The 23,695-nt window shown below is 38.5% G+C and carries 21 protein-coding genes and 2 pseudogenes; 22 read left to right on the plus strand and 1 reads right to left on the minus strand.

Translation table 11 applies throughout. The annotated features are described in order from the left end of the window. Nucleotides 1–9 precede the first annotated feature (9 nt). From recN to ACQKOF_RS12225, 12 genes and pseudogenes are all read left to right on the plus strand, one after another. On the plus strand, nt 10–1,701 hold the full coding sequence (gene recN / locus ACQKOF_RS12170) for a DNA repair protein RecN (RefSeq protein WP_427557158.1): 1,692 nt from the start codon (nt 10–12) through the stop codon (nt 1,699–1,701). A gap of 120 nt (nt 1,702–1,821) precedes the next feature. Beyond that, a complete protein-coding gene (locus tag ACQKOF_RS12175) occupies nt 1,822–2,769 on the plus strand; it encodes a SpoIVB peptidase S55 domain-containing protein (RefSeq protein WP_370043048.1) in 948 nt (315 codons plus the stop codon). Nucleotides 2,770–3,098: 329 nt separating this feature from the next. Further along, the gene (gene spo0A / locus ACQKOF_RS12180; protein WP_053483724.1) at nt 3,099–3,890 is read left to right on the plus strand and encodes a sporulation transcription factor Spo0A; all 792 of its coding nucleotides are present in this window, start codon (nt 3,099–3,101) and stop codon (nt 3,888–3,890) included. A 152-nt stretch (nt 3,891–4,042) separates the two neighbouring features. Further along, nucleotides 4,043–4,216 (plus strand): site-specific integrase, encoded by a 174-nt coding sequence (locus tag ACQKOF_RS12185; protein ID WP_427557161.1) that lies wholly within the window; start codon nt 4,043–4,045, stop codon nt 4,214–4,216. Between the two features lie 353 nt (nt 4,217–4,569). Then, entirely contained in the window at nt 4,570–4,797 is a 228-nt protein-coding gene (locus ACQKOF_RS12190) for a hypothetical protein (protein WP_427557163.1), read from the plus strand. Between the two features lie 1,037 nt (nt 4,798–5,834). Further along, nucleotides 5,835–6,095 (plus strand): annotated as a pseudogene (locus ACQKOF_RS12195) (DnaA N-terminal domain-containing protein); the annotation flags it as partial. A 252-nt stretch (nt 6,096–6,347) separates the two neighbouring features. Continuing rightward, a complete protein-coding gene (locus ACQKOF_RS12200) occupies nt 6,348–6,680 on the plus strand; it encodes a hypothetical protein (protein WP_427557166.1) in 333 nt (110 codons plus the stop codon). Nucleotides 6,681–6,687: 7 nt separating this feature from the next. Next, a pseudogene (locus ACQKOF_RS12205) lies at nt 6,688–6,774 on the plus strand (sporulation initiation factor Spo0A C-terminal domain-containing protein); the annotation flags it as partial. Between the two features lie 292 nt (nt 6,775–7,066). Next, complete coding sequence (locus tag ACQKOF_RS12210; protein WP_427557169.1) at nt 7,067–7,447, plus strand: PH domain-containing protein; 381 nt, start codon at nt 7,067–7,069, stop codon at nt 7,445–7,447. 76 nt (nt 7,448–7,523) lie between these two features. Next, entirely contained in the window at nt 7,524–7,718 is a 195-nt protein-coding gene (locus ACQKOF_RS12215) for a hypothetical protein (protein ID WP_370043080.1), read from the plus strand. 321 nt (nt 7,719–8,039) lie between these two features. After that, on the plus strand, nt 8,040–9,611 hold the full coding sequence (locus ACQKOF_RS12220) for a DUF342 domain-containing protein (protein WP_427557172.1): 1,572 nt from the start codon (nt 8,040–8,042) through the stop codon (nt 9,609–9,611). Continuing rightward, nucleotides 9,604–10,329: a glycerophosphodiester phosphodiesterase gene (locus tag ACQKOF_RS12225; protein WP_427557175.1), complete on the plus strand. Its 726-nt coding sequence runs from the start codon at nt 9,604–9,606 to the stop codon at nt 10,327–10,329. The genes ACQKOF_RS12220 and ACQKOF_RS12225 overlap by 8 nt, the downstream gene beginning before the upstream one ends. A gap of 70 nt (nt 10,330–10,399) precedes the next feature. On the opposite strand, the gene ACQKOF_RS12230 is transcribed toward ACQKOF_RS12225, so the two are convergent. Next, the gene (locus ACQKOF_RS12230; protein ID WP_427557178.1) at nt 10,400–10,636 is read right to left on the minus strand and encodes a DUF2627 domain-containing protein; all 237 of its coding nucleotides are present in this window, start codon (nt 10,634–10,636) and stop codon (nt 10,400–10,402) included. A gap of 298 nt (nt 10,637–10,934) precedes the next feature. Here ACQKOF_RS12230 and ACQKOF_RS12235 point away from each other — a divergent pair, with 298 nt between their 5' ends. The 10 genes from ACQKOF_RS12235 (at nt 10,935) to ACQKOF_RS12280 (ending at nt 23,146) form a co-directional block, all read left to right on the plus strand. After that, complete coding sequence (locus tag ACQKOF_RS12235; RefSeq protein WP_427557180.1) at nt 10,935–12,029, plus strand: Leu/Phe/Val dehydrogenase; 1,095 nt, start codon at nt 10,935–10,937, stop codon at nt 12,027–12,029. Between the two features lie 140 nt (nt 12,030–12,169). Beyond that, nucleotides 12,170–13,597: a dihydrolipoyl dehydrogenase gene (lpdA, locus tag ACQKOF_RS12240; RefSeq protein ID WP_427557183.1), complete on the plus strand. Its 1,428-nt coding sequence runs from the start codon at nt 12,170–12,172 to the stop codon at nt 13,595–13,597. 49 nt (nt 13,598–13,646) lie between these two features. After that, nucleotides 13,647–13,802, plus strand: coding sequence for a hypothetical protein (locus ACQKOF_RS12245; RefSeq protein ID WP_427557185.1), 156 nt, complete (start codon nt 13,647–13,649; stop codon nt 13,800–13,802). A gap of 31 nt (nt 13,803–13,833) precedes the next feature. Then, nucleotides 13,834–14,850 (plus strand): thiamine pyrophosphate-dependent dehydrogenase E1 component subunit alpha, encoded by a 1,017-nt coding sequence (locus tag ACQKOF_RS12250; RefSeq protein ID WP_427557188.1) that lies wholly within the window; start codon nt 13,834–13,836, stop codon nt 14,848–14,850. Then, nucleotides 14,850–15,833 (plus strand): alpha-ketoacid dehydrogenase subunit beta, encoded by a 984-nt coding sequence (locus ACQKOF_RS12255; protein WP_053483733.1) that lies wholly within the window; start codon nt 14,850–14,852, stop codon nt 15,831–15,833. The genes ACQKOF_RS12250 and ACQKOF_RS12255 overlap by 1 nt, the downstream gene beginning before the upstream one ends. A gap of 331 nt (nt 15,834–16,164) precedes the next feature. Next, the gene (locus ACQKOF_RS12260; protein WP_427557191.1) at nt 16,165–17,508 is read left to right on the plus strand and encodes a dihydrolipoamide acetyltransferase family protein; all 1,344 of its coding nucleotides are present in this window, start codon (nt 16,165–16,167) and stop codon (nt 17,506–17,508) included. Nucleotides 17,509–17,640: 132 nt separating this feature from the next. After that, nucleotides 17,641–19,332, plus strand: a complete 1,692-nt coding sequence (locus tag ACQKOF_RS12265) for a methylmalonyl-CoA mutase family protein (protein WP_427557193.1) — start codon at nt 17,641–17,643, stop codon at nt 19,330–19,332. Next, entirely contained in the window at nt 19,329–21,482 is a 2,154-nt protein-coding gene (gene scpA, locus ACQKOF_RS12270; RefSeq protein WP_427557195.1) for a methylmalonyl-CoA mutase, read from the plus strand. Before ACQKOF_RS12265 ends, scpA begins: the two co-directional genes overlap by 4 nt. After that, the gene (gene meaB, locus ACQKOF_RS12275) at nt 21,482–22,579 is read left to right on the plus strand and encodes a methylmalonyl Co-A mutase-associated GTPase MeaB (RefSeq protein WP_427557196.1); all 1,098 of its coding nucleotides are present in this window, start codon (nt 21,482–21,484) and stop codon (nt 22,577–22,579) included. The genes scpA and meaB overlap by 1 nt, the downstream gene beginning before the upstream one ends. Nucleotides 22,580–22,705: 126 nt before the next feature. Then, nucleotides 22,706–23,146, plus strand: a complete 441-nt coding sequence (locus ACQKOF_RS12280; RefSeq protein ID WP_427557199.1) for a BrxA/BrxB family bacilliredoxin — start codon at nt 22,706–22,708, stop codon at nt 23,144–23,146. Nucleotides 23,147–23,695: the final 549 nt, after the last annotated feature.

Raw genomic sequence — 23,695 nt, forward strand, 5'->3', positions numbered from 1 at the left:
TGACATTTTGTGTTAAGAGAGCTTAGTATTCGAAACTTTGCCATCATTGAGGATTTAACAGTTAGTTTTTCAGATGGTTTAACTGTTTTAACAGGTGAAACAGGTGCAGGAAAATCAATTATTATCGATGCAGTGCATTTACTTGCTGGCGGCCGAGGGAATTCGGAATTTATTCGTCATGGAGCTAAAAAGGCTGAATTAGGTGGTTTATTTCAAATTGCAAGTTCTGGGCATCCTGTTCATAAGAAACTTGAAGAGGCAGGCATTGAAATTGAAGAAGAAACCATTATTTTGCGCCGTGATTTAAATGATTCTGGAAAAAGTGTTTGTCGAGTAAATGGTAAACTTGTGCCATTATCTGTACTACGTGATATTGGGTCTAGTCTCATCGATATTCATGGACAGCATGAAAATCAAGAACTTATGGATGAGAAACAGCATATCTATTTGCTTGACCATTTTGCCGAGGAACAACTTACACCAATTCTAGAATTGTACAGTTCGCAATATGATGAATATCGTTCACTAAAAAAAGAATTAGCTTCGATTTCGATTGATGAACAGTTAATGGCGCAACGTATTGATTTGTACCAATTCCAAATGAAAGAGCTGGAGGAGGCCAATTTAAAACTTGGCGAGGAAGATGAGCTACTGGATGAACGTCGCCGTCTAATGAATTTCAATAAGATTTTCGAACGCTCGAGTGCAGCGTATGAAGCTATTCAAGGTGAATCAAAAGGCCTTGACTGGATTGGCAATGCAATGGGTGCTTTAGAGGATGCTGCGACTGTTGACGATCAATTTAAAGAGGCATCAGAATCCGTCACTACTGCATTTTATGCGTTACAGGATGCTGCCTACCAGGTCAAAAATGTCTTGGACGAATTAGAATTTGATCCTGCTCGTTTAAATGAGGTTGAGCAACGTTTAGCCTTATTACAAAATTTGAAGCGCAAATATGGCTCAACAGTTGAAGAGATTTTAGCGTATTACGATAAAATTAAAACAGAGCTAAATGAGCTTTTAAATCGAGACGAAATTTTGCAAGTAAAAGAACGAAAAGTACTGGAAATGGAAGCGGTACTAAATGAGCTTGCTGCAGAACTTTCTACTATACGAAAGGTTGCGGCACATAACTTAAGTGAAGCTATTATGGCCGAACTACGTGAATTACATATGGAAAAAGCAAAATTTATTGTTAATTTTGATGAATTGCCTTACTTTGATGCGAATGGTAAAGATCAAGTAATTTTTTATATTTCTACAAATGTAGGCGAGCCACCAAAATCTTTACCGAAAATTGCTTCTGGTGGAGAATTATCGCGTATGATGCTTGCGTTAAAGACGATTTTCTCATCCTCTAATGGCATAACATCTATTATTTTTGATGAGGTAGATACAGGTGTAAGTGGTCGTGTAGCGCAAGCAATCGCAGAAAAAATTGCAGCAGTATCCATTAACTCGCAAGTTTTATGTATTTCGCATTTACCGCAAGTGGCTGCGATGGCCGATCATCATTATTTTATTAAAAAAGAAGTCGAACATGATCGAACATTTACGTCATTGCTGGAAATAGATACGGATGCTCGTATTGAAGAAGTTAGTCGCATGATATCTGGAGCGGAAATTACAGATTTAACTTTGCAGCACGCAACAGAGCTCTTAAAAATGGCTAATGAACGAAAAAAACAAATGAGATAGCAAAGAATCCAGAAACAGCTCGTTGTTTCTGGGTTTTTTCTTTTTGCACAAATATTTACCGCTTATAAGAATGCCACAACAACACATAGTAAAAAGACAAAAACAAAAAGGAGGTGTCGTATGTATCGTCGTTGGCGTCAATTTGTCATTTTGCCTATGCTCATCGTTTTATTATTCATGCCCGTAAATGCTTTTGCTGCAAAAAAGCTTATTCCGATGGGCGAAGCAATTGGAATCCAACTTCATTTATCTCATGTATTTGTAGCGCATGATGTGCTATTAGCTTCCAATCAGTGGATGAAAGGAGGCGCTGTTATTGAAAAAATTAATGATATTACAGTAAAAACGCTTGCAGATGCCAAACAAGCTGTTGCTCGTCAAGGACAACAGAAATGGACGATAAAAAATGAAGGAAAAGAAGTGACACTTGATTTACAGGAGCAAGAAGCAGAACATGTTATTTCCTTTCTAAAAGATGAAACAGATGGAGTAGGAACATTGACATACATTGATCCAGAGACAAAAAATTACGGTGCGTTAGGCCACCAAATCGTTGATTCAACTTTACAAGAAGCCCCTATTTTCCATGCTGGCTCCATTTTTTTAGCTTCGATTCAACAAATTCGTAAAAGTATACCTGGCCAACCTGGCTATAAAATATCCTCCATTGAAAAACACCAGGATCGTTTAGGGAGTATAGATAAAAATACAGTTTATGGAATTTTTGGCCGTTGGGAAGACGGTTATCAACAAAGATTACCTAAAGCAATTGAAATTATGCATGAAAAGGATATAAAAACAGGGAAGGCTGAAATCTATACGGCGATCGAAGGCAGTAAGGTGGAAACTTTTTCAATTGAAATTACAAAGGTCGAAAATGAACGCCTTGAATTCATAGTAACTGACAAAAAGCTCATTGAAAAAACAGGCGGTATTTTGCAGGGGATGAGTGGCAGTCCTATCATTCAAGACGGTCGCTTTGTAGGTGCGGTTACACATATGTTTGTGGAGGAGCCGAAAAAAGGAGCAGCACTTACAGTAGCAGAAATGTTAAAAAAATCATCATAAACGAAGGAGCTGCCTAGAGGTAGCTCCATTCTTTCATGAAAATATCTTGTTCACCACGTATTTCGTTTATTTATGAAGCGATTAGCGATAGTTAAAAAAAACTGTAGTTTTATCTCAATTTTTTCACTAAAATAAATGGTATAAGCATTAGGTATTTATCATAACTTGTCGATATAAAAAGAAAGTATCGGACTACATACTCATTTTTGGAAATAGAAAAGGTTTTTAAAACAAAAATGTCGAAAATTCCACAGTGTGCAAAAAAATGCATTAGGGGATAGGTAACGCTTTGAGGTGATTCAAAGCAAAGTTCAAAAGGAGGAATATAAATGACAAAGGTTAAAGTAGCGATTGCAGATGATAATCGTGAGTTATTAAAAACGATGGAGCAGTATTTTCAAGGGCATCCTGAAATTGAAATAATTGCAACTGCTTCAAATGGGAAAGTTTGTTTACAAATGCTAGAGGAGTTCACTCCAGATATTTTACTTCTAGATATAATCATGCCACATCTTGATGGGTTAGCTGTTTTAGAGTCGATGTATCAAAATGAACGAATGTCATCAATTCAAGTTATTATGTTAACTGCTTTTGGTCAAGAAGATGTGATGAAACAGGCTGTAGACTTAGGTGCATCCTATTTCATGCTAAAGCCATTTGAATTTGATCAATTGGTTCAAAAGATCTTACATTGTGCTGGACAGAAGGCAACACTTCCTAAAAAGACAAGTGTTTTACAACCAGCGGCACCTCAAAAATTAAATCAACATCAATTAGACAGCACGATTACAGCCATTATTAAAGAAATTGGCGTTCCTGCACATATTAAAGGCTACTCATATTTGCGAGAGGCTATTCAGATGGTGTTCGAAGATATCGAGTTATTAGGCTCTGTGACGAAAATTTTATATCCAGAAATTGCTAAAAAATTTAACACAACGCCATCGCGAGTTGAACGTGCGATTCGTCATGCCATTGAAGTCGCATGGAATCGTGGCAATTATGAATCGATTTCGTCGATGTTTGGTTATACGGTCCATCATTTAAAATCGAAGCCGACAAATAGCGAATTCATCGCCATGATTGCAGACAAGATTCGCATTGATATGATGGCTAGTTAAACGACGACAAGCTTAGCGGAGAATGACCGATAAAACTTATTATTTATTGCAATTATACAGCTTATTTTATAACGCCTTTTTAGACAGTTTACGCCGACTGTTTGAGGGGGCGTATTTTTTTTGTCTAAAAATCGAAATTGACCGTTATATGTTTGGTTTGGTCTGTAAAAGGTCTTTCGCCTAAAACATTAAAATCGTATAAACAAACGCTTAGACTATTCATAAGGTTTCTCTTGGATAACTTTGAAATGGATGACGTTAAGAGTGTCAAGGTAGAGTATGTACGAGCTTATATACGTACAATCGAAGAAAGAGGCAAGTTCTAGGTAAGTGCCGATGAAACGCCCGTCAACTATCCAGAACGACGAGCAATTTTGATAAGTTCGTGAGTAAAACGACAATAGCGAATTGTGTACGTAATATAAAAGCGTTTTATTCGCAGTAATCCTTTGAAGGATTCAAAGAATGTTAAACCGGAGCGAAAAATCAAAGTTATGCTCGAAGATAATGAACTAAAACAGTTTTTCCGTTCAAATTCGATCAATACCGTGATTGTGTGAAATGGTGACGATTGATATTGAAAGTATTCGCACAGACTTTGAAGGCAATTTACATAAAATTTTTTTATCACATTTTGAAGGTACTACTACATGGATACGAATGAAGAATTGGAGAAAAAATGACACTGAGGCAGCAGTTGAACGTCTTAGATAGATTAGAAAATTTAGATTACCATTTGACAACCTTTAGAAATCGTTATATGACAGATGAACCTAGAGATATTCAAATTCCAATACCAATTGAAGTTGTACAAAAATTTAAAAAAGCGTCTGTGAGTATGGCTAAAACAACAGAGGTCGTTGAGGTCGTTTCTGAAATGAAAAATGCTGAAGAATTGAAATGCTGATTAAAAATATAGAGAATATTGAACGGAATAAATTTTAGAATACCTATTCTATGCCCATTTTGATTCAAGGTTCTATGTCGATATGGAATAGGCAAATAAGAATCAAATTGAGCATACTTTAGACCGTGACCTAACAGAAGATGAGATGTTGGTTATGAAGATATCCCTCTCGAATGGCTATTTTACTGGGGAAAAGACGGTATGAAGAAAGTATTGAGGAGACATGCTAAGAAATAAGGATATTCCAACCTAAATAAATCCGCCAGTTTTATTTGGTAGGTTATCTCATTAATTTCATAAGACTATCCTATATTAGTGGAAAATTAGGTATTGTAATACAACCGCATATGGAATAATATGAACCTTATGGAAAGGTTGGATATAAATGAATTTAAAGACTGCTAAAGAAGTTATTGAAGAACTACAAGTAACTATGAAATCACATATGTGTTCAGAAGAAAGAATGAAATTGGAAGTTTGGCTTAAAGAGTATTACATAGACGAACTAGTAAAAAAGAAAGTACTGATGAATTCGGATTGCTAGTCATTTAAAAAGGGTAGTCATTTAATATGGGGCACTTCTTCTCGGAGGTGTCCTTTAAATACCCAGCACTTCAAAGTATTCCTCCCACATTACCACCTACTATATTATAACTACGTAGTAAATTACATTGAATAGGAAGAGTGTATAGAGGAGAACAATTATATACTGAGGAGTAATAAAAATGACGAAAAATATTACAAACGAAAACTTAATGATAGAAATGCTGACAAATATTACAACTAGCATGGATGAAATGAAAACAGAAATGAATAAACGGTTTGATGAAACGAACCAACGGCTAGATGAAATTGAACAGCATCTTGCTAGGGTAGACCAGAATATCCATTTCTTAGCCGAAGAAATTGGGACGCTAAAGATGGTTATTCACAGACAACCAACACATGAAGAATCCCAACCTACAAAGCAAAAACTTGAAGTAAATGGACAAATGCCAGATGTGATCTTAAAGAACGCAGTACAGGAGATTAGCAGCTTGGAACATATCGAAGAACTATGGAATAATGTCCTGGCTCGAGTTGGACAAAAAATTTCTAAACCAAGCTTCGAAACGTGGATAAAGTCTACAAAATTACTGTCCTACAATGGTAGTGACTCAACTGTGACGATTACTGCGCCAAATTCGTTTGCTCGAGATTGGCTTGAAAATCATTATAGTCATTTGATTACAGGTATATTAACGGAGCTTACAGGTGAAGACTTGCTTATTAAGTTTGTTGTTCAAAAAAAACAGAATTAAGATATTTCGATTTAGTAGCGCTGATTATCTAAGCAAAAAGGCAAGAGTTTTACTGGAAAGAGCACAGCAAGAATCTGAAGCAAAAGTTAAGGGAACGAACAGCTGACTAAAACATTAAGATACTTACAAGATAAGGCTACAGCGCACGCTATCGAGTTAAACGCAATGAAGAATAAGTAGTTAAACAAAGTGTCCTTCGGGATGCTTTTTTTTTGTAAAAAAGGCAATTAACGGAGTTAGACAATGTAGATGTCTGAATATCTCCTATTAATTGATTCATTAATAGGATGTCATAATTATGTTATAAGCGGTTTTATTCGTGCATTTTCCCGGAAAGCTACACAAAAAGATTTAGTTGAAGAACAGGATGAACGAAATCGTCTTATAATGCTTAAAAGCAAAGCCAGAACATTAGATATTTTATTTTGGTGCCTTATCGTTATTATGATTGGTGGCCTTGTGGGGTATATCATTACTAAGAACATTGCATGGGGATTTATCTTTATTGTACTGGGGCTTTTAATTAGCTTCTATTGGATTGCATATTTAATTATCCTTGTATACTACGAGAAGCATGAATAGAGAGAAGCGAGTTGAACGTGCAATTCGTCATGCTATTGAAGTCGCATGGAATCTTGGCAATTATGAATCGATTTCGTCGATGTTTGGATATACGTCCATCACGAGTATATCAAGGTTGTCTGGTAAATCTAATTTAAATAACGTAGCGAAAATTATAACGCCTTTTTAGACAGTTTGCGCCGACTGTTTAAGGGGGCGTATTTTTTGTGTCTAAAAATCGAAATTGAGCTCTATATGTTGGATTTTTCGGTAAAAAGCTTAAAGAGCCTATTTTTTTAATTTGACTTACTGACGCTTGATGTTTAAATACCCAGTTTTACAATGAATTTATGGAAAAATAATCTCATATTTTAAATGGAGAACGGACATTTGGAGGGGGAATGAAGATGGGGTTATTTGATGGGATAATAGGGAATGCGAGTGAAGTAAATTTAGAAAAATTACGGGAAGAAGTTAAAGATTTATTAACGCCTAATGAAACAATTAAGCATGCCTATAAAATTATTAGAGACACTTTTATTTTTACGGATAAAAGACTTATCTTAATCGATAAACAAGGAGTAACTGGGAAGAAAACGCAATATCATTCAATTCCATATAAGAGTATTCTTCATTTTGCAGTTGAAACTGCGGGAACGTTTGATCTAGATGCAGAGTTGAAAATTTGGGTTTCAGGTAGTGAATTACCGATACAGAAAAACTTTAATAAATCAACTAACATATATAAAATTCAAAGTGTGTTAGCGGAATATGTATTAGGAAAGTGATGAAATTTAACGGTCAACAATACTGTTGGTCGTTTATTTTTGCTTGAACGTATATAATTCAATCAGGTGATAACATATGAAAAGCGTAAACTTACAACTTGACGAAAATAACTCGTTAGAAATAACGCAGATAGAAGAAAATTTATTTGAAGTGCGACTTGGAATTAATGGAAGAATCAGCATTTACTATATGACGCGTGAACAGCTCCTGAATTTCGATCAACTTGGCGCTCATATTCGCATTGAGGCTATTTTAGAGAATGACTCGTAGCCATAGTATTGAAGGCCTAGTGTATGTTTATAAAAATTATGACAGAAACAGTATCTATTATTTAAGTTAGTTAAAGATTTAGTGAATTTCCTGATTTTCAACAGTTGAATTTAAACAATTAAGGTAGCTGGATTATTATGATTGAGTAAAACCTTACCTTTTCATAGTATAAATCGACTAATATTGACGTGAAAATTAAAAGGATGTTTGAATGTATTACTTACAAAGTATGGGTAAATTCTTTCTTAGTAGTGACAATTGTCTCTAAACAAATGTAAATAGATTGTATATACTTACAGTTAGAGGGAAGGAGGAGGTAGCTTGATTCTAGTTCGAAATGATAAATTCGAAATAACGGAAGATAATGGCAAGGTATATTTGCTTACTTACAGTGCCGGTTTTCCATTAAAAGAATTTGATAGCATATTACGTAGTCATCCCCGACTTAAATTGTCGAATTTTTCGATATTAAAAAATGTCTTAGCAACAGAAGGCACAAGCCCTGTTGAAATTGGACGCTGGCTACCGAATGTTGAAGCAGAAACTGCACGGGATAAAATGTCTGCCTCAATATTTGTATATGAGACACATGATTATATTCTAAAGAATAAAGAGAAATTAACTCAACAAATTCTGGAAACAATCGAGAATGAAGGTATTGTTCATGGAATATTAGATTTTGATATTTCTAAGATTGAGCCAGGAAAAGCATTTTTAATTGCACAAGGAACACCACCTGTAGCAGGAACAGATGCACAAATTACATACTTACCTAAACCAGAGAGAAAGCCAGTAATTCGCGAAGATGGGAAAGCTGATTATTATGACATGAACTTTATTTCTGAAATTTCTGAGGGTTCATGGCTAGGCGAGAAAATCCCTGCGACATTAGGTAAACCAGGGGAAAATGTACTAGGCGAAATTATGTCTGCTGTACCAGGTCGTGATTTCCCTATACGATACGATAAAAAATCAGCTTATGAAGTCGAAGAGGATGGGAAAATTGTCATTCGTTCAAAAATAGCTGGTGTATTAGATGATGTTAAAGGCATGATCGGTGTTAATAGACATTTACCAATTAATGGGGACGTTGGCGTTGAAACAGGGAATCTCGAATTTAATGGCTCTTTAAGCATTAAAGGAACAGTTACATCAGGCTATACAGTCATTGCTACTGGAGATATTTCCATCGAGGGTGCTGAAGGTGTAAGCGGTGCCAAACTTATTAAATCCATTGAAGGCGACGTTTATATTCGTGGAGGGATTTTTGGTCTAGGCTCAACTCTTGTAGAGGCAGGTGGCAATATTTTCGTTAAGCATGTCAATGAGGCAAATTTAGTTGCAGCTGACAGCATTCATATAGGATTTTATGCATTGGGATCACAGCTCTCTGCACATTCAATCTTTGTGGACGAACGAAAAGGGAAAATTATTGGGGGCCGTGCAGTTGCCAAGAATACAATCGTCACTTCCATCTCGGGAAATCGTTTAGAGCGTCGAACTGACTTGATCATCGAAAGTGTTAATAAACAGGCAAGCTATTCTATTATGCAAGAGAAGGCAGCACAGCTTAAGTCGCTGCAATCAGAAATCTCTGAGCACGAGGGTAAAATTAAAAGCTTACTGCCACACCTTAACCAAATGTCTAAGGAACAGATAGCTACATTTGAGGAAACAAAACAAAGCTTAACAAAATTGAAAGCGGAAGCAGTGACAATTGATCGTGAGGTTAAGCTAATAGTGGATGAAATGCGTCATGCTGGAAAAGAGGAAATTATTGTGACGAAGGAAGCTCATCCTGGTACCTATATTCAAATTGGTAAAAAATCATCCTTATTAAGCAAGATGACAAATGGTAAATTTCTTATCGAATTCGGTGAGTTAAATGTCTAGTGAATCTTTCATTCCTGTATTTGCACATCGTGGGGCTTCAGCGTATGCACTTGAAAATACCTTGAAGGCTTTTGAAAAGGCATTAGAGCTAGGGGCAGATGGGATTGAATTAGATATCCAGCTTTCCAAAGAGGGCATTCCGGTTGTGTATCATGATCCAAAGCTGTCAAGATTGGTTGGCATCAATAAGCTTGTGAACGAATGTACTATAGAGGAGCTAGTAAGCTTTAAACTGGGGAAGCCGTGGAGGCGATTATTTTCAACGTATAAAATTCCGACGTTTGATGTAGTTTTAACATGGGCAAATTCACAACAGCTACCTCTTAATATCGAATTAAAATCAACAATCCTCGAAAATAAAAGCGCACTTATTCAAATGCTTGAAGGGCTTACTTTGCCTGTTGGCAGTCATTTTTCATCGTTTCACTATGAGCTTCTGGAGATTGTGAAACAATATAAGCCGGACTATGAAACAGCACTTATAGCAACAAAAAAATTAAAATGGGATTTGCTTAGTGATTACAAAGCCATTGACAGTGTTCATATGCACAAAAGGTATTATAAACCAAGATATTTAGAGGCCTGTGTAACAAGTGATAAAGCATGTCGTTTTTATGCAATTGATGGAGATGAAACATTTTTATTGAATCCGCATCCTTCTGTCATTGGTTGGATTACTGATTTTCCTGATAAAGTAATTGCGGAACAGCAACGTTAATCATTCTGATGAATGAAGATAAAAATAGCTATCCAAATAAGTCTGTTGAGACTTAATAGGATAGCTATTTTTATTTTTTTTGGAAGCGCGGAGCCACTTTTCCATTTTTTCGATCGCGGTGAAGTAAAAATCCTGCGAAAAAGCCAAAGCCTATAACAAAAAGAATAATGCCAACGACGAATTGTAGCCATAAAAATGGGAAAGGTGAGATGAGCTTACCAAATAATGTATCACGCATAAATTTAATGCCACCTGCAGCCATAAGACCTGGAATAAGCATTACAATAAATGCAACTAAACGAGCCATGCATGTCCCCCCTTATTCCTTAGTTTAATTGTACCTGTGGATATTGGAATGTCAAGGAAGGTTATAAAGCTAGGTACCCAACAACAAGTAAGATATAACTAGCAATTGTAACTGAATCTTTAGAAAATTCTTACTTAAATAAGAAAGTGTAATAATAGTTGCTAAATTGTGAATTTGTCAGTATTGTAAAAATAAATGGAGCAATATTATCCATTGTTAAACAATTTTAAACATTAAATATACTGAATTGGGATGGGCATTAGGGGATGCACTTTCCAAAGCAAAGGGGCGAGTTTTCATGGAAATCTTCAAGTATATGGAAAAGTATGATTATGAACAATTGGTATTTTGCCAAGATGAAGCATCAGGGTTAAAAGCGATTATCGCTATCCATGACACAACACTTGGACCAGCACTAGGCGGGGCACGTATGTGGACATATGCATCAGAAGAAAATGCGATAGAGGATGCATTACGTTTAGCAAGAGGGATGACCTATAAAAATGCTGCAGCTGGTTTAAACCTTGGCGGTGGAAAAACGGTTATTATCGGTGACCCATTTAAAGATAAAAATGAAGAGATGTTCCGCGCCCTTGGACGTTTCATCCAAGGGCTTAATGGTCGCTATATTACGGCAGAAGACGTCGGTACAACAGTGACAGATATGGATTTAATGCATGAGGAAACAAATTATGTAACGGGAATTTCTCCGGCTTTTGGTTCTTCAGGAAACCCATCTCCGGTAACTGCTTACGGTGTATACCTTGGAATGAAAGCAGCAGCAAAAGAAGCATTTGGATCTGATTCACTAGAGGGACGTACTATTTCTGTGCAAGGTCTAGGGAATGTAGCCTACAAGCTTTGCGAGTATTTACATAATGAAGGTGCAAAACTTGTTGTTACAGATATTAATCAAGGGGCAATTGATCGAGTTGTGAATGCTTTTGATGCGACCGCTGTGGCACCAGAGGAAATCTATTCACAGGATGTTGATATTTTCTCACCTTGTGCATTAGGAGCGATTTTAAATGATGAAACGATTCCGCAACTAAAAGCAAAGGTTGTCGCAGGTTCTGCCAATAACCAGCTACAAGATTCTCGCCATGGCGATTATTTACATGAATTAGGGATCGTTTATACACCTGATTATGTGATTAATGCAGGTGGAGTAATAAATGTAGCCGATGAATTATATGGATATAACCGTGAGCGTGCGATGAAGCGTGTTGAAGGCATTTATGATAGTATCGAAAAAATCTTCGAGATTTCTAAACGTGATGGTATACCGACATATGTAGCAGCTAATCGTTTAGCAGAAGAACGTATTGCTCGAGTATCAAAGTCTCGTAGTCAATTCCTAAAAAATGAAAAAAATATTTTACACGGTCGTTAAGAACCGCTTATTCGTTTAAAGAAGTCGCATTGTCGACTTCTTCTAACTTTATAGTAAATTAATAGTTTAAATGAATTCATTTAACTTAGGTACTAAAGGAACAAGATGCTTTAGCATTTTTCTCATAAGGGGGAATCCATATGGCTCAAAATTATGATGTTGTCATTTTAGGCGGAGGTACAGGTGGCTATGTTGCAGCAATTCGAGCTGCACAGCTGGGCTTAAAAACAGCTATTGTCGAACGTGAGCGCCTTGGTGGAACATGCTTGCATAAAGGCTGTATACCAAGTAAGGCCTTACTTCGAAGTGCAGAAGTGTATCGTATGGCAAATAAAACAGCCGCTGAATATGGTGTTGATATTGAAGGAGTTACATTGCAATTCGATAAAGTGCAGGCAAGGAAGCAAACGATTGTTGAGCAATTGAGCCAAGGTGTGAATACACTGATGAAAAAGGGCAAAATAGACGTTTATCAAGGAACAGGGCGAATTTTAGGACCGTCCATTTTCTCACCAATGCCTGGCACTATTTCAGTTGAAATGAACAATGGCGATGAAAATGAAATGCTAGTTCCAACAAATGTGGTCATTGCAACAGGATCAAAGCCAAGAGGAATGGCGGGATTAACGGTTGACGGTAAATATGTGATGAACTCTGATCATGCACTGGAAATGGAAAATCTGCCAAAGTCATTGTTAATTGTAGGCGGAGGAGTTATTGGAATTGAATGGGCTTCTATGCTTTGTGATTTTGGGGTTTACGTAACGATCATTGAATATGGGCCATCCATTTTACCTGCAGAGGATACGGATATTGTAAAAGAAGTAACAAAGCAGCTTGAAAAAAGGGGCGTCCGAATTGTGACAAACGCCCGCTTAGATTCGGGAACCTTTAAAATCGAAAATGATAACGTTTTCATTTCTGCAAAAGTTAATGATCAGGATGAATTATTTGAGGCTGATAAATTATTGCTTTGTGTTGGACGTGAAGCAAATACACAAGGTATTGGATTAGAAAATACAGAAATAGAAGTTGAGAATGGGTTTATCAAAGTTAATGATTCTTACCAAACAAAGGAATCACATATGTATGCCATTGGGGATGTTATCGGTGGCTTACAATTAGCTCATGTTGCTTCACACGAGGGGTTATCTGCTATTGAGCATATTGCAACAGGTAAAACTGAGGCACTTAATGTTCTAAATGTCCCAAAATGCGTTTATTCTTACCCTGAGGTTGCAAGTATTGGCTTAACAGAGAAGGCTGCTCGGGAGCAAGGTTACTCATTGAAGGTCGGTAAGTTTCCATTCAAGGCGATTGGAAAAGCGCTAGTAAATGGAGAGACGGATGGCTTTGTGAAAATTATTGCCGATGAAGGAACGAATGATATTTTGGGTATTCATATGGTAGGACCACATGTAACAGATTTAATTGGAGAAGCATCACTTGCTAAATTATTGGATGCAACGCCTTGGGAAGTTAGTCAGGCTATTCATCCACATCCGTCACTGAATGAGGTACTAGCGGAAGCAGCGTTAGCAGTAGATAATCGCGCCATTCATTTTTAACTTCTTTAAGCAGATGTTTTTTGTACCGAAAGCAAAGCGTCAGGTACAAGTGTTTTATGTAGCGAAAGCAAAGCGTCAGGTACAAGTGTTTTATGTAGCGAAAGTGAAGCGTCAGGTACAAGTGTTTTATGTAGCGAAAGCGAAGCGTCAGGTACAAGTGTTTTATGTAGCGAAAGCGAAGCGTCAGCTACAAGTGTTTTTGTAGCAAAAGTGAAACGTCGGAAAGGGGTGTTCGTATGCAAGGTGTTCAAATTAAGCATGAGGATTTAGGTTTATCAAATGAAGATGTACTTGCAATGTTCGAAACGATGTTAATGGCTAGAAGACTAGATGAACGTATGTGGTTATTAAACCGTTCTGGTAAAATTCCGTTTGTTATTTCTTGTCAGGGACAGGAGGCAGCACAAGTAGGGGCAGCCTTTGCTCTTGATAATAACAGAGATTATATTGCACCTTATTATCGTGATATGGGTGTTGTTTTACATTTTGGCATGACACCAAGAGAATTGATGTTATCCGCATTTGCTAAAGCAGAGGATCCAAACTCGGGTGGGCGTCAAATGCCAGGTCATTTTGGACAAAAGAAAAATCGTATTCTAACAGGCTCTTCGCCAGTTACTACACAAGTTCCCCACGCGGTGGGAGTAGCTCTAGCAGGGCGTCTACAAAAAGAAGATTTTATTTCTTTTGTTACGCTTGGTGAGGGCTCTTCTAACCAAGGTGATTTCCATGAGGGTGCGAATTTCGCTGGAGTGCATAAGCTTCCAGTAATTATAATGGTAGAGAATAATCAATACGCAATTTCTGTGCCAGTTGAACGTCAATTAGGCTGTGCGAAAGTGTCAGATCGCGGTATTGGCTATGGTATGCCAGGTGTTACTGTTGATGGGAAATGTCCGTTACAAGTCTATAAGGTTGTTAAAGAAGCAGCTGATCGCGCACGTAGTGGTGAAGGTCCTAGCTTAATAGAAACAGTGACTTATCGCTTAACGGCGCATTCTTCAGATGATGATGATCGTCAATACCGAACTGCCGAGGATATAGCAGAAGGAAAGGCAAAAGATCCAATTCTATTATTTGAAAAGTATCTAATGGATGCAGGAGTTATGACGGAAAAAATACGTGCTGAAATAGAAGAACGTGTCATGGCTGAGGTGAATGAAGCAACAGATTATGCAGAGGCTGCTCCATATGCAACACCAGAGCATGCTTTGGAATACGTATATGCACCAGCGGACGGAGGTGATGTGTAATGGCAGTGATGTCTTATATTGATGCGATTACATTAGCGATGAAGGAAGAGATGGAACGTGATGAGCGTGTTTTTATTTTAGGAGAGGACGTTGGTCGCAAAGGCGGAGTTTTCAAAGCAACAACAGGTCTTTACGAGCAATTTGGTGAACATCGGGTACTTGACACGCCTCTCGCAGAGAGTGCTATTGCTGGTGTTGGTATTGGTGCTGCGATGTATGGGATGCGCCCAATTGCTGAGATGCAATTCGCTGATTTCATTATGCCTGCCGTTAACCAAATTGTTTCTGAAGCAGCGAAAATCCGCTATCGTTCAAATAATGACTGGTCTTGCCCGATGGTTATACGTGCACCATTTGGCGGAGGTATTCATGGAGCGCTCTATCATTCGCAGTCTGTAGAGGCACTTTTTGCAGGAACTCCAGGGTTGAAAATTGTTATACCATCAACACCGTATGATGCAAAAGGCTTGTTAAAAGCAGCAATCCGCGATGAGGATCCAGTACTGTTTTTTGAGCATAAGCGTGCATATCGACTCATTAAAGGTGAAGTCCCAGTAGATGATTACACTTTGCCAATTGGTAAGGCAGATGTTAAGCGGGAAGGGGAAGATGTTACTGTCATTACGTATGGTTTAGCTGTCCATTTCGCATTACAAGCGGCAGAGCGCCTAGCGGCAGACGGTATTTCAGCCCATATTCTTGACCTACGCACTGTATACCCACTTGATAAAGAAGCAATCATTGAGGCGGCAAGTAAAACAGGCAAAGTTTTACTAGTTACCGAGGATAATAAAGAGGGCAGCATTATGAGTGAGGTTGCAGCAATCATTGCAGAGCATTGTTTATTTGAGCTCGATGCACCAATTCAGCGCCTTGCAGGACCAGATGTTCCAGCTATGCCGTATGCACCAACGATGGAAAAATATTTTATGATCAACCCTGATAAAGTAGAGCGTGCAATGCGGGAACTAGCTGCATTCTAATATAAAAGGATCTATTTCTGATATCCACTCATGTGGTAAATAGAAACTTTGAAAAGTTAAAATAAATGTGATTGTTTATCAACGTGTCATAGCCTAAAGCTTATTAATGTCACAGGTATTTTAAGGCTCTTCATCAAAAGTTCGGGATGACATTTCTTAAAACGTTATGTCATGTATATAAGTTGATTTCCGTTCCGACTGGACGCCCCTAGGAAAGCGCCCAGTCGGAACGGAAATCAACCCCACTTTATGGTGATGAGTATTTTATAAGGATGATAGTAATTTGATAGATACAATTACACCTAGGCATAATTGATGGGGGGAATAGATGATGGCTATTCAAAATATTACAATGCCACAGCTCGGCGAAAGTGTAACAGAAGGTACGATTGAAAAATGGCTTGTCAAGCCAGGCGATACTGTAAAAAAATATGATCCTCTAGCAGAAGTTGTAACAGATAAAGTAAATGCAGAAATTCCGTCTTCTTTTGAAGGCGTTATTACAGAGCTACTTGCAGAGGAGGGGCAAACGTTACCGGTTGGTGCAGTCGTTTGTTCCGTTGAAATAGCAGGTGACAGTGAGTTGCCTCCTCCGCCTCCACCGAAAAAATCAGCGGTAAGTACGGCAATTTTAAATGCAGGTATACAAAAGAAACAGGAGACTCAGCAGCCAGCTACAGCTCCGATAGCATCGCAAAAAACAGTTCGACAGGATAAAGTACGTTATTCACCTGCTGTTCTTCGACTTGCACAAGAGTATGAAATTGCACTTGATCAAGTCACAGGTACTGGTGAAGGGGGACGTATTACAAGAAAAGATCTTATGAAACTGATTGCAGCAGGAAATGTGCCAACTTCTTTAGTTGAAACACCACCTGTAGTCGATTCAGCCGTTCCACAGTCAGCACCTGTTGCAGCACCTGCATCACAGGAAAATCCTAAATCAGCCACATCTGCACAACCAATTCAAGCAGGCGATATTGAGATTCCAGTAACGAAGGTGCGCCGTGCTATCGCTAATAATATGGTACGAAGCGTTCATGAAGTGCCGCATGCATGGATGATGATGGAAGTAGATGTTACAGATTTAGTAACATATCGTGATAGCATTAAGACAGAGTTTAAACAAAAAGAAGGCTTTAATATTACGTATTTTGCTTTCTTCGTAAAAGCCGTTGCTCAAGCCCTCAAGGAATTCCCAATGATGAATTCCATGTGGGCAGAGGACAAAATTATTCAAAAGCATGACATAAATATTTCCATTGCAGTCGCAACAGAAGATGCATTATTTGTTCCTGTTATAAAACACGCTGATGAAAAATCAATTAAAGGAATTGCGAAGGAAATTCATGAGCTTGCAGTGAAAGTTCGTGCAGGAAAACTGACAATGGATGATATAAAAGGTGGTACATTTACGGTCAATAATACGGGTGCATTCGGCTCCGTTCAGTCGATGGGCATCATTAATTACCCACAAGCGGCTATTCTGCAGGTGGAAAGTATTGTTAAAAAACCGGTTGTTTTACCTGGCGGAATGTTCGCTGCACGAGATATTGTGAATTTATGTTTATCTTTAGATCATCGTGTTCTTGATGGACTAGTATGTGGTAAATTCCTAAATAGAGTAAAAGAAATACTCGAAAATACAAATAAATCTTCAACGTCAGTCTACTGATGACTTGTCGGAAACCTGTTATATAACGGTTTCCGATTTTTTTTTGCTTTTCGAGTCGCAATTTGTCATGTAGAATAACAAATAGAAACTACTAAGGGGGGAAGCTGATTAAGCGTCCGCATGTCAAACAACATGAAAAATATTGAATTTGAAAAGCCGTCCTATTCAGAATGGCAAGATGCAGCAATCAAGGCTTTAAAAGGGAAACCATTCGAGTCTCTTTTAACGAAAACAAGTGAAGGTATTACATTAGAACCTCTTTATACCCAAGAAAGTTTAGTAGCAAAACTTGGTGAAGAACTTGATAAACAAGTTGCTACAATCCGTTCCCTACAAAATAACCAAGCATTTCAAGTGGCACAGCAAATATATGCTGATACTAGTGAAGCATTTTTTGCGCAACTTGATGATAGCTTAGCTCGAGGCAATGAAGTAGTAACAATTGATAGCCGTGTAAATTTTGAATGGACTGAAGAAATATTGGCACAATTAGCGATTTATTTCTCAGAATATTCGTTTAAAATTGTGGTTGAAAATTCAAATGACCCATTATTAGCAGTGTTCGACAAAATAGCAGTTAATCAGCGAGAAACTGTAAAAGGTTTCATCGTATCGAAAGACCCGATCTCTTTAAATGATTACCCGAGCGTGCGCTCAATCGGTGCAGACACATCGGTTTATCATAATGAAGGAGCAAACGCTGTGCAAGAGTTAGCATATGCACTTGCATTAGCCGCAAAATACGCAAATCAAGAAGAAAACTTTGAAGCGTTCGCGAAGAAATTTTATGTATCCTTTGCAGTTGATACACAGTTCTTTACAGAGATTGCAAAACTCCGTGCCTTTAAAGTACTTTGGAAAGCGTTCTCATCCGCTTATGGAGTATCTAATTGCGTAAAAGTTCCAACTATTGCTGAAACATCGTTAAGAAGCTTCTCGAAGCTGGATGTTTATGTAAACTTATTACGTTTAGCGAATGAAGCACTTTCTGGCTTAATTGGCGGTGCGGATGTCTTTACAGTTCACCCTCATGATGCATTAACGAAGCCAACAGATCAATCGGTTCGTATTGCACGAAATGTATCGTTAATCTTAAAAGAAGAAACAAATGTTTTAAAAGTTATAGACCCAGCTGGTGGCTCTTACTTTATTGAGTCATTAACAGCAGATTTTGTGAAAGAAGCTTGGGCATTATTCGTAGAAATTGAAGCAGCTGGAGGTATTGACGCTTACACTGCATCTGGCAAGCTTGCGGAGGAACTAGAAAAATCCTATCAAGCTCGTATCAAGGCGGTACAAACGCGTAAGCAATCATTAATCGGTACAAATATTTATGCTAATCCAGCAGATGTGCTTGAAAGCGAAACAAACCCAGCGTTTGCAGAAATTAAGCGCATTGCTAAACCTTTTGAGCAATTACGTGCGGAAATGACAGCAGCAAATGTGACAACAGGAATCTTAGCATTAGGTACACTAAAAAGCTCAAAACCACGTGCCGATTTCGTGTCAGGTTTCTTAAACACTGTAGGCCTAGTACCAGAAAAAAGCGAACCAGTTGCTACAGCTGAAGAAGCGTTAGCTTGGTTAAATGCTACAGAAGCAACATATGTGGTAATTGCAGGTAATGATGACGATACAAAAGAATTACTACCAGCAATTTTAGCAGGGGAACCAGCTAACGTAATTGTTGACGTTGCAGGTAAATTTAAAGACGAAGAAGAAGCTTGGTTAGCAAATGGCTTAAACGGCTTTATTTTTGCAGGACAGAACATCATCGAAAAGTTAAATTCAGTGTTCGCTAGCATGAAGGAGGTCCAACGATGAGCAAGCCAAATTTTAGTGCAGTAGAAATCGAAAAAGTTTTAGCAGCAGAAGCCCCTCAAGCGTCAGAAGAAAAATTCATGACCAATGAAGGTATCGAAATTAAAGATATATACACAAAAGAAGATATTAAAGAGGCAAAACATTTAAATGATGTTGCAGGTATTGCGCCAAATACACGTGGTCCATACCCTACTATGTATGTAGCTCGTCCTTGGACTGTTCGCCAATATGCTGGTTTCTCAACAGCTGAAGAATCAAATGCGTTCTACAAACGTAATCTAGCGATGGGTCAAAAGGGGCTTTCAGTTGCCTTTGACTTGGCAACTCACCGTGGCTATGACTCAGACCATCCTCGTGTAACAGGGGATGTTGGTAAAGCCGGAGTAGCGATTGACTCTGTAGAAGATATGAAAATTTTATTCGACCAAATTCCTTTGGATCAAATGTCAGTGTCTATGACAATGAATGGTGCTGTATTACCAGTTCTTGCATTCTATATCGTTGCTGCTGAAGAGCAAGGCGTTACACCAGACCAATTAGCGGGTACGATTCAAAACGACATTTTAAAAGAATACATGGTTCGTAACACATATATTTATCCACCAGCAATGTCAATGAAAATTATTGCAGATATTTTTGAATATACAGCGAAATATATGCCGAAATTTAACTCAATTTCGATCTCTGGTTACCATATTCAAGAAGCGGGAGCAACAAATGACATCGAGCTTGCTTATACATTAGCAGATGGTCTTGAATATGTTCGTACAGGGCTAAAAGCTGGAATCGATATTGATGCCTTTGCACCGCGTTTATCATTCTTCTGGGCAATCGGTATGAACTATTACATGGAAGTTGCAAAAATGCGTGCTGCCCGCCGAATTTGGGCACAAATGATGTCAACGTTTAATCCAAAAAACCCTAAGACATTGGCACTTCGTACACACTCACAAACATCTGGTTGGTCTTTAACAGAGCAAGATCCATTTAACAATGTGACACGTACATTAATCGAAGCGAATGCGTCTTCAATGGGGCATACGCAGTCTCTGCATACAAATGCACTTGATGAAGCGATTGCTCTACCAACAGATTTCTCTGCGCGTATTGCACGTAATACACAGCTGTTCCTACAAGAAGAAACGGCAATGACAAAAGTCATTGATCCATGGGGCGGTTCGTACTATGTGGAAAAATTAACAGACGAAATTACAAAATCTGCGTGGGCATTAATTGAAGAAATCGAAGAACTTGGCGGTATGGCGAAAGCGATTGAAACAGGTCTTCCAAAAATGAAAGTTGAGGAAGCTGCGGCAAAACGTCAAGCAAAAATCGACTCTAAAACAGAAACGATCGTTGGTGTAAATAAATATCGTTTAGAAAAAGAAGAACCTATCGACATTCTTGATATTGATAATACATTAGTTCGTCAAAAGCAAATTGAACGTTTAGAAGCAATGAAGGCAGCTCGTGATGAAGCAGAAGTACAAAAACATCTAGCTCGATTAACGAAAGCGGCGCAAGATGGTGAAGAAAACTTATTAGCAATAGCAGTTGATGCAGCGCGTGCTCGTGCTTCTTTAGGTGAAATTTCTGATGCAATCGAAGTTGTTTCAGGTCGCCATAAGGCAGTAATTCGTTCAATCTCTGGCGTTTACTCTGCAAACTTCTCAGATGAAGAGCAAATTGTTGAAATGAAACAAATGACAGAGGAATTCCTTGAAAATGAAGGTCGTCGCCCACGTATTTTAGTAGCGAAAATGGGACAAGATGGACATGACCGTGGTGCGAAGGTTGTGGCAACAGGATATGCTGACTTAGGCTTTGACGTAGATATTTCACCATTATTTATGACACCTGCTGAAGCAGCTCAAATGGCTGTGGAAAACGATGTTCATGTCATTGGTGTATCTTCATTAGCTGCTGGTCATAAAACACTAGTTCCTGAATTAGTAGCAGAGCTAGAAAAACTGGGCCGCGAAGATATCATTATTATTGTTGGAGGCGTGATTCCAGCACAAGATTATGACTTCCTTTATGAAGCTGGCGCAGTAGCGATATTTGGACCTGGTACAGTAATTCCTGTATCGGCACAAAAGATTATTGAAGAGATTTACAAACGTTTAGGCTATGAGGAAGTGTCTGAATAATGGACAAAAACAAAGGAATGCCTGAAAGTGCGCTATTTGTTATGGACGGAGTAGAGGCAACTCACGACGGAATGCAATATGGTACACCGAAAAAATTCCGAAAGAAAAAAGCGGACAATTTAAACATACAGGAGCTTGCACGAGAAGTGCGTGCAAGCTCTCGTACACACTTGTCAAAAGCTATTACACTCATTGAAAGTTCAAATGCCACACATAAAGTGCAAGCACAGGAACTTTTACAAGAGCTTCTACCACATACAGGAAACAGTGTCCGTATTGGGATAACGGGTGTTCCTGGTGCGGGAAAGAGTTCGTTCATTGAGGCTTTCGGAACGATGCTTTGTGAGATGGGGAAAAAAGTGGCAGTCCTTGCGATTGATCCAAGCTCTTCTTTATCGGGAGGAAGTATATTAGGCGATAAAACTCGAATGGAGGAGCTCGTGAAAAAGCCTAATGCATTTGTTCGTCCCTCTCCATCAGCAGGTACCCTAGGGGGTGTTCATAAAAAAACACGTGAAACGATGCTTATTTGTGAAGCGGCTGGCTATGATGTCATTTTAATAGAAACAGTGGGTGTTGGACAAAGTGAAACGTATGTCCGTGGAATGGTTGATTTCTTCTTGCTGTTAGTTTTAACAGGTGCCGGAGACGAGCTTCAAGGCATGAAAAAGGGCATTATGGAGTTAGCGGATGCCATCGTTGTTCATAAGGCTGATGGTGATAATGTTCGTCTGGCTAAAAAAACGGTATCTGAGTATAAACAAATTTTACATTTCTTACAGCCTGCAACTCCAGGTTGGATGTCCACAGCAATGCCGGTAAGCTCGTGGGAAAAACGAGGTCTCGACAAAGTATGGAGTACAATAGGGGAGTTCAGACAAATCGTTGAGGTCAATAATTACTGGTCAATCAGACGTCAAAATCAGACAAAAGATTGGTTCCAATCGATGATTACCGACCATTTAATCGATATGTTTTATGGTAATCCAGAACGTAAAGCACAGGTGCAGCTTTTAGAACGTCAAATTTTAAATGGACAGCTGACAGTCACGCAAGGTGTAGATCGTTTGTTTAGCGATGAACAATCACAGAAATAATCCCTTTGATGTGAGCAACTAGGTGCACAAATTCGTCGCTAACTGCTATGATAGGAGATGTATGAGCGTCGAATATCTAAAGCTAGAAGTTTAGGATGACGCGAACTTGAAAGGAGCTATCGCTATATGAATATGGATTACGATTTATTTATGCAAGAAATTTTAAAAACAGCACGTGCAGAAATTGAGGGTGCTGGTTATGAGCAGCTTCGCTCGCCAGAAGCTGTTGAAGAGGCGTTTGCTCGTCCAGGTACAACATTAGTCATGGTAAACTCAGTATGTGGCTGTGCAGGCGGTATCGCACGTCCAGCAGCAGCACAATGCGTACATTACGATAAACGTCCAGACCACCTTGTTACGGTATTTGCTGGTCAAGACAAAGAAGCAACTGCAGCTGCCCGTTATCACTTCGGTGAAGATCATTTACCATCCTCCCCATCATTTGTGTTATTAAAGGATGGCCAAGTAGTAGCAGAAGTTGGACGCTATGAAATTGAAGGGCATGACCCAATGTCAGTAGTAACAAACATACAAGCAAACTTTGAGGAATACTGCGACGAACTTTAATTTTATTCATAGAGTTAAAAGAGAAGCTATTCTATAAGTAGGAAGCCCCGTAGCCAACATCTACGGAGGCTTACTACTTAGCCATGATAGTTGATCCCCGATTAGCAGGACTCCATAGATAACCTTCTTTTATATTCAATATACTAGTCAATTGACGTTCGAAATATTTTTAATATTGGCTAAATGATGCACCTAAAGTTCGAAATGAATAAAATTAACAGGTGTGTTGATTAGAAATATTGGGCATTATTGTGATGAAACCCTTTATTTTTCTAAAACTATATATTGGGGCTCATCACCAAAAGTTGTGGGGGACATTTGTAAAAACCTATTCAATGAATATTAGTTGAGTGAAGCGGCTCATCGGACGCCCCCAGGAAGCTTTGCTCTGTGCGAAAGCGAAGCGACAGCAACAAATGTTTTATCTGTGCGAAAGCGAAGCGACAGCAACAAATGTTTTATCTGTGCGAAAGCGAAGCGACAGCAACAACTGTTTTATCTGTGCGAAAGCGAAGCGACAGCAACAACTGTTTTATCTGTGCGAAAGCG

It is taken from the genome of Lysinibacillus sp. NPDC093190 (genome assembly GCF_050280425.1).
Classification (GTDB): domain Bacteria; phylum Bacillota; class Bacilli; order Bacillales_A; family Planococcaceae; genus Lysinibacillus.

Bases quoted from the DNA above. Each gene is read 5' to 3' on its own strand.
- spo0A (WP_053483724.1), top strand. From the start codon at position 3,099: ATGACAAAGGTTAAAGTAGCGATTGCAGATGATAATCGTGAGTTATTA.
- ACQKOF_RS12200 (WP_427557166.1), top strand. From the start codon at position 6,348: ATGTCTGAATATCTCCTATTAATTGATTCATTAATAGGATGTCATAAT.
- ACQKOF_RS12280 (WP_427557199.1), top strand. From the start codon at position 22,706: ATGAATATGGATTACGATTTATTTATGCAAGAAATTTTAAAAACAGCA.
- ACQKOF_RS12265 (WP_427557193.1), top strand. From the start codon at position 17,641: ATGAAAAATATTGAATTTGAAAAGCCGTCCTATTCAGAATGGCAAGAT.
- ACQKOF_RS12255 (WP_053483733.1), top strand. From the start codon at position 14,850: ATGGCAGTGATGTCTTATATTGATGCGATTACATTAGCGATGAAGGAA.
- ACQKOF_RS12190 (WP_427557163.1), top strand. From the start codon at position 4,570: ATGACACTGAGGCAGCAGTTGAACGTCTTAGATAGATTAGAAAATTTA.
- meaB (WP_427557196.1), top strand. From the start codon at position 21,482: ATGGACAAAAACAAAGGAATGCCTGAAAGTGCGCTATTTGTTATGGAC.
- ACQKOF_RS12215 (WP_370043080.1), top strand. From the start codon at position 7,524: ATGAAAAGCGTAAACTTACAACTTGACGAAAATAACTCGTTAGAAATA.
- lpdA (WP_427557183.1), top strand. From the start codon at position 12,170: ATGGCTCAAAATTATGATGTTGTCATTTTAGGCGGAGGTACAGGTGGC.
- scpA (WP_427557195.1), top strand. From the start codon at position 19,329: ATGAGCAAGCCAAATTTTAGTGCAGTAGAAATCGAAAAAGTTTTAGCA.
- ACQKOF_RS12175 (WP_370043048.1), top strand. From the start codon at position 1,822: ATGTATCGTCGTTGGCGTCAATTTGTCATTTTGCCTATGCTCATCGTT.
- ACQKOF_RS12225 (WP_427557175.1), top strand. From the start codon at position 9,604: ATGTCTAGTGAATCTTTCATTCCTGTATTTGCACATCGTGGGGCTTCA.
- ACQKOF_RS12250 (WP_427557188.1), top strand. From the start codon at position 13,834: ATGCAAGGTGTTCAAATTAAGCATGAGGATTTAGGTTTATCAAATGAA.
- ACQKOF_RS12210 (WP_427557169.1), top strand. From the start codon at position 7,067: ATGGGGTTATTTGATGGGATAATAGGGAATGCGAGTGAAGTAAATTTA.
- ACQKOF_RS12260 (WP_427557191.1), top strand. From the start codon at position 16,165: ATGGCTATTCAAAATATTACAATGCCACAGCTCGGCGAAAGTGTAACA.
- ACQKOF_RS12230 (WP_427557178.1), bottom strand. From the start codon at position 10,636: ATGGCTCGTTTAGTTGCATTTATTGTAATGCTTATTCCAGGTCTTATG.
- ACQKOF_RS12235 (WP_427557180.1), top strand. From the start codon at position 10,935: ATGGAAATCTTCAAGTATATGGAAAAGTATGATTATGAACAATTGGTA.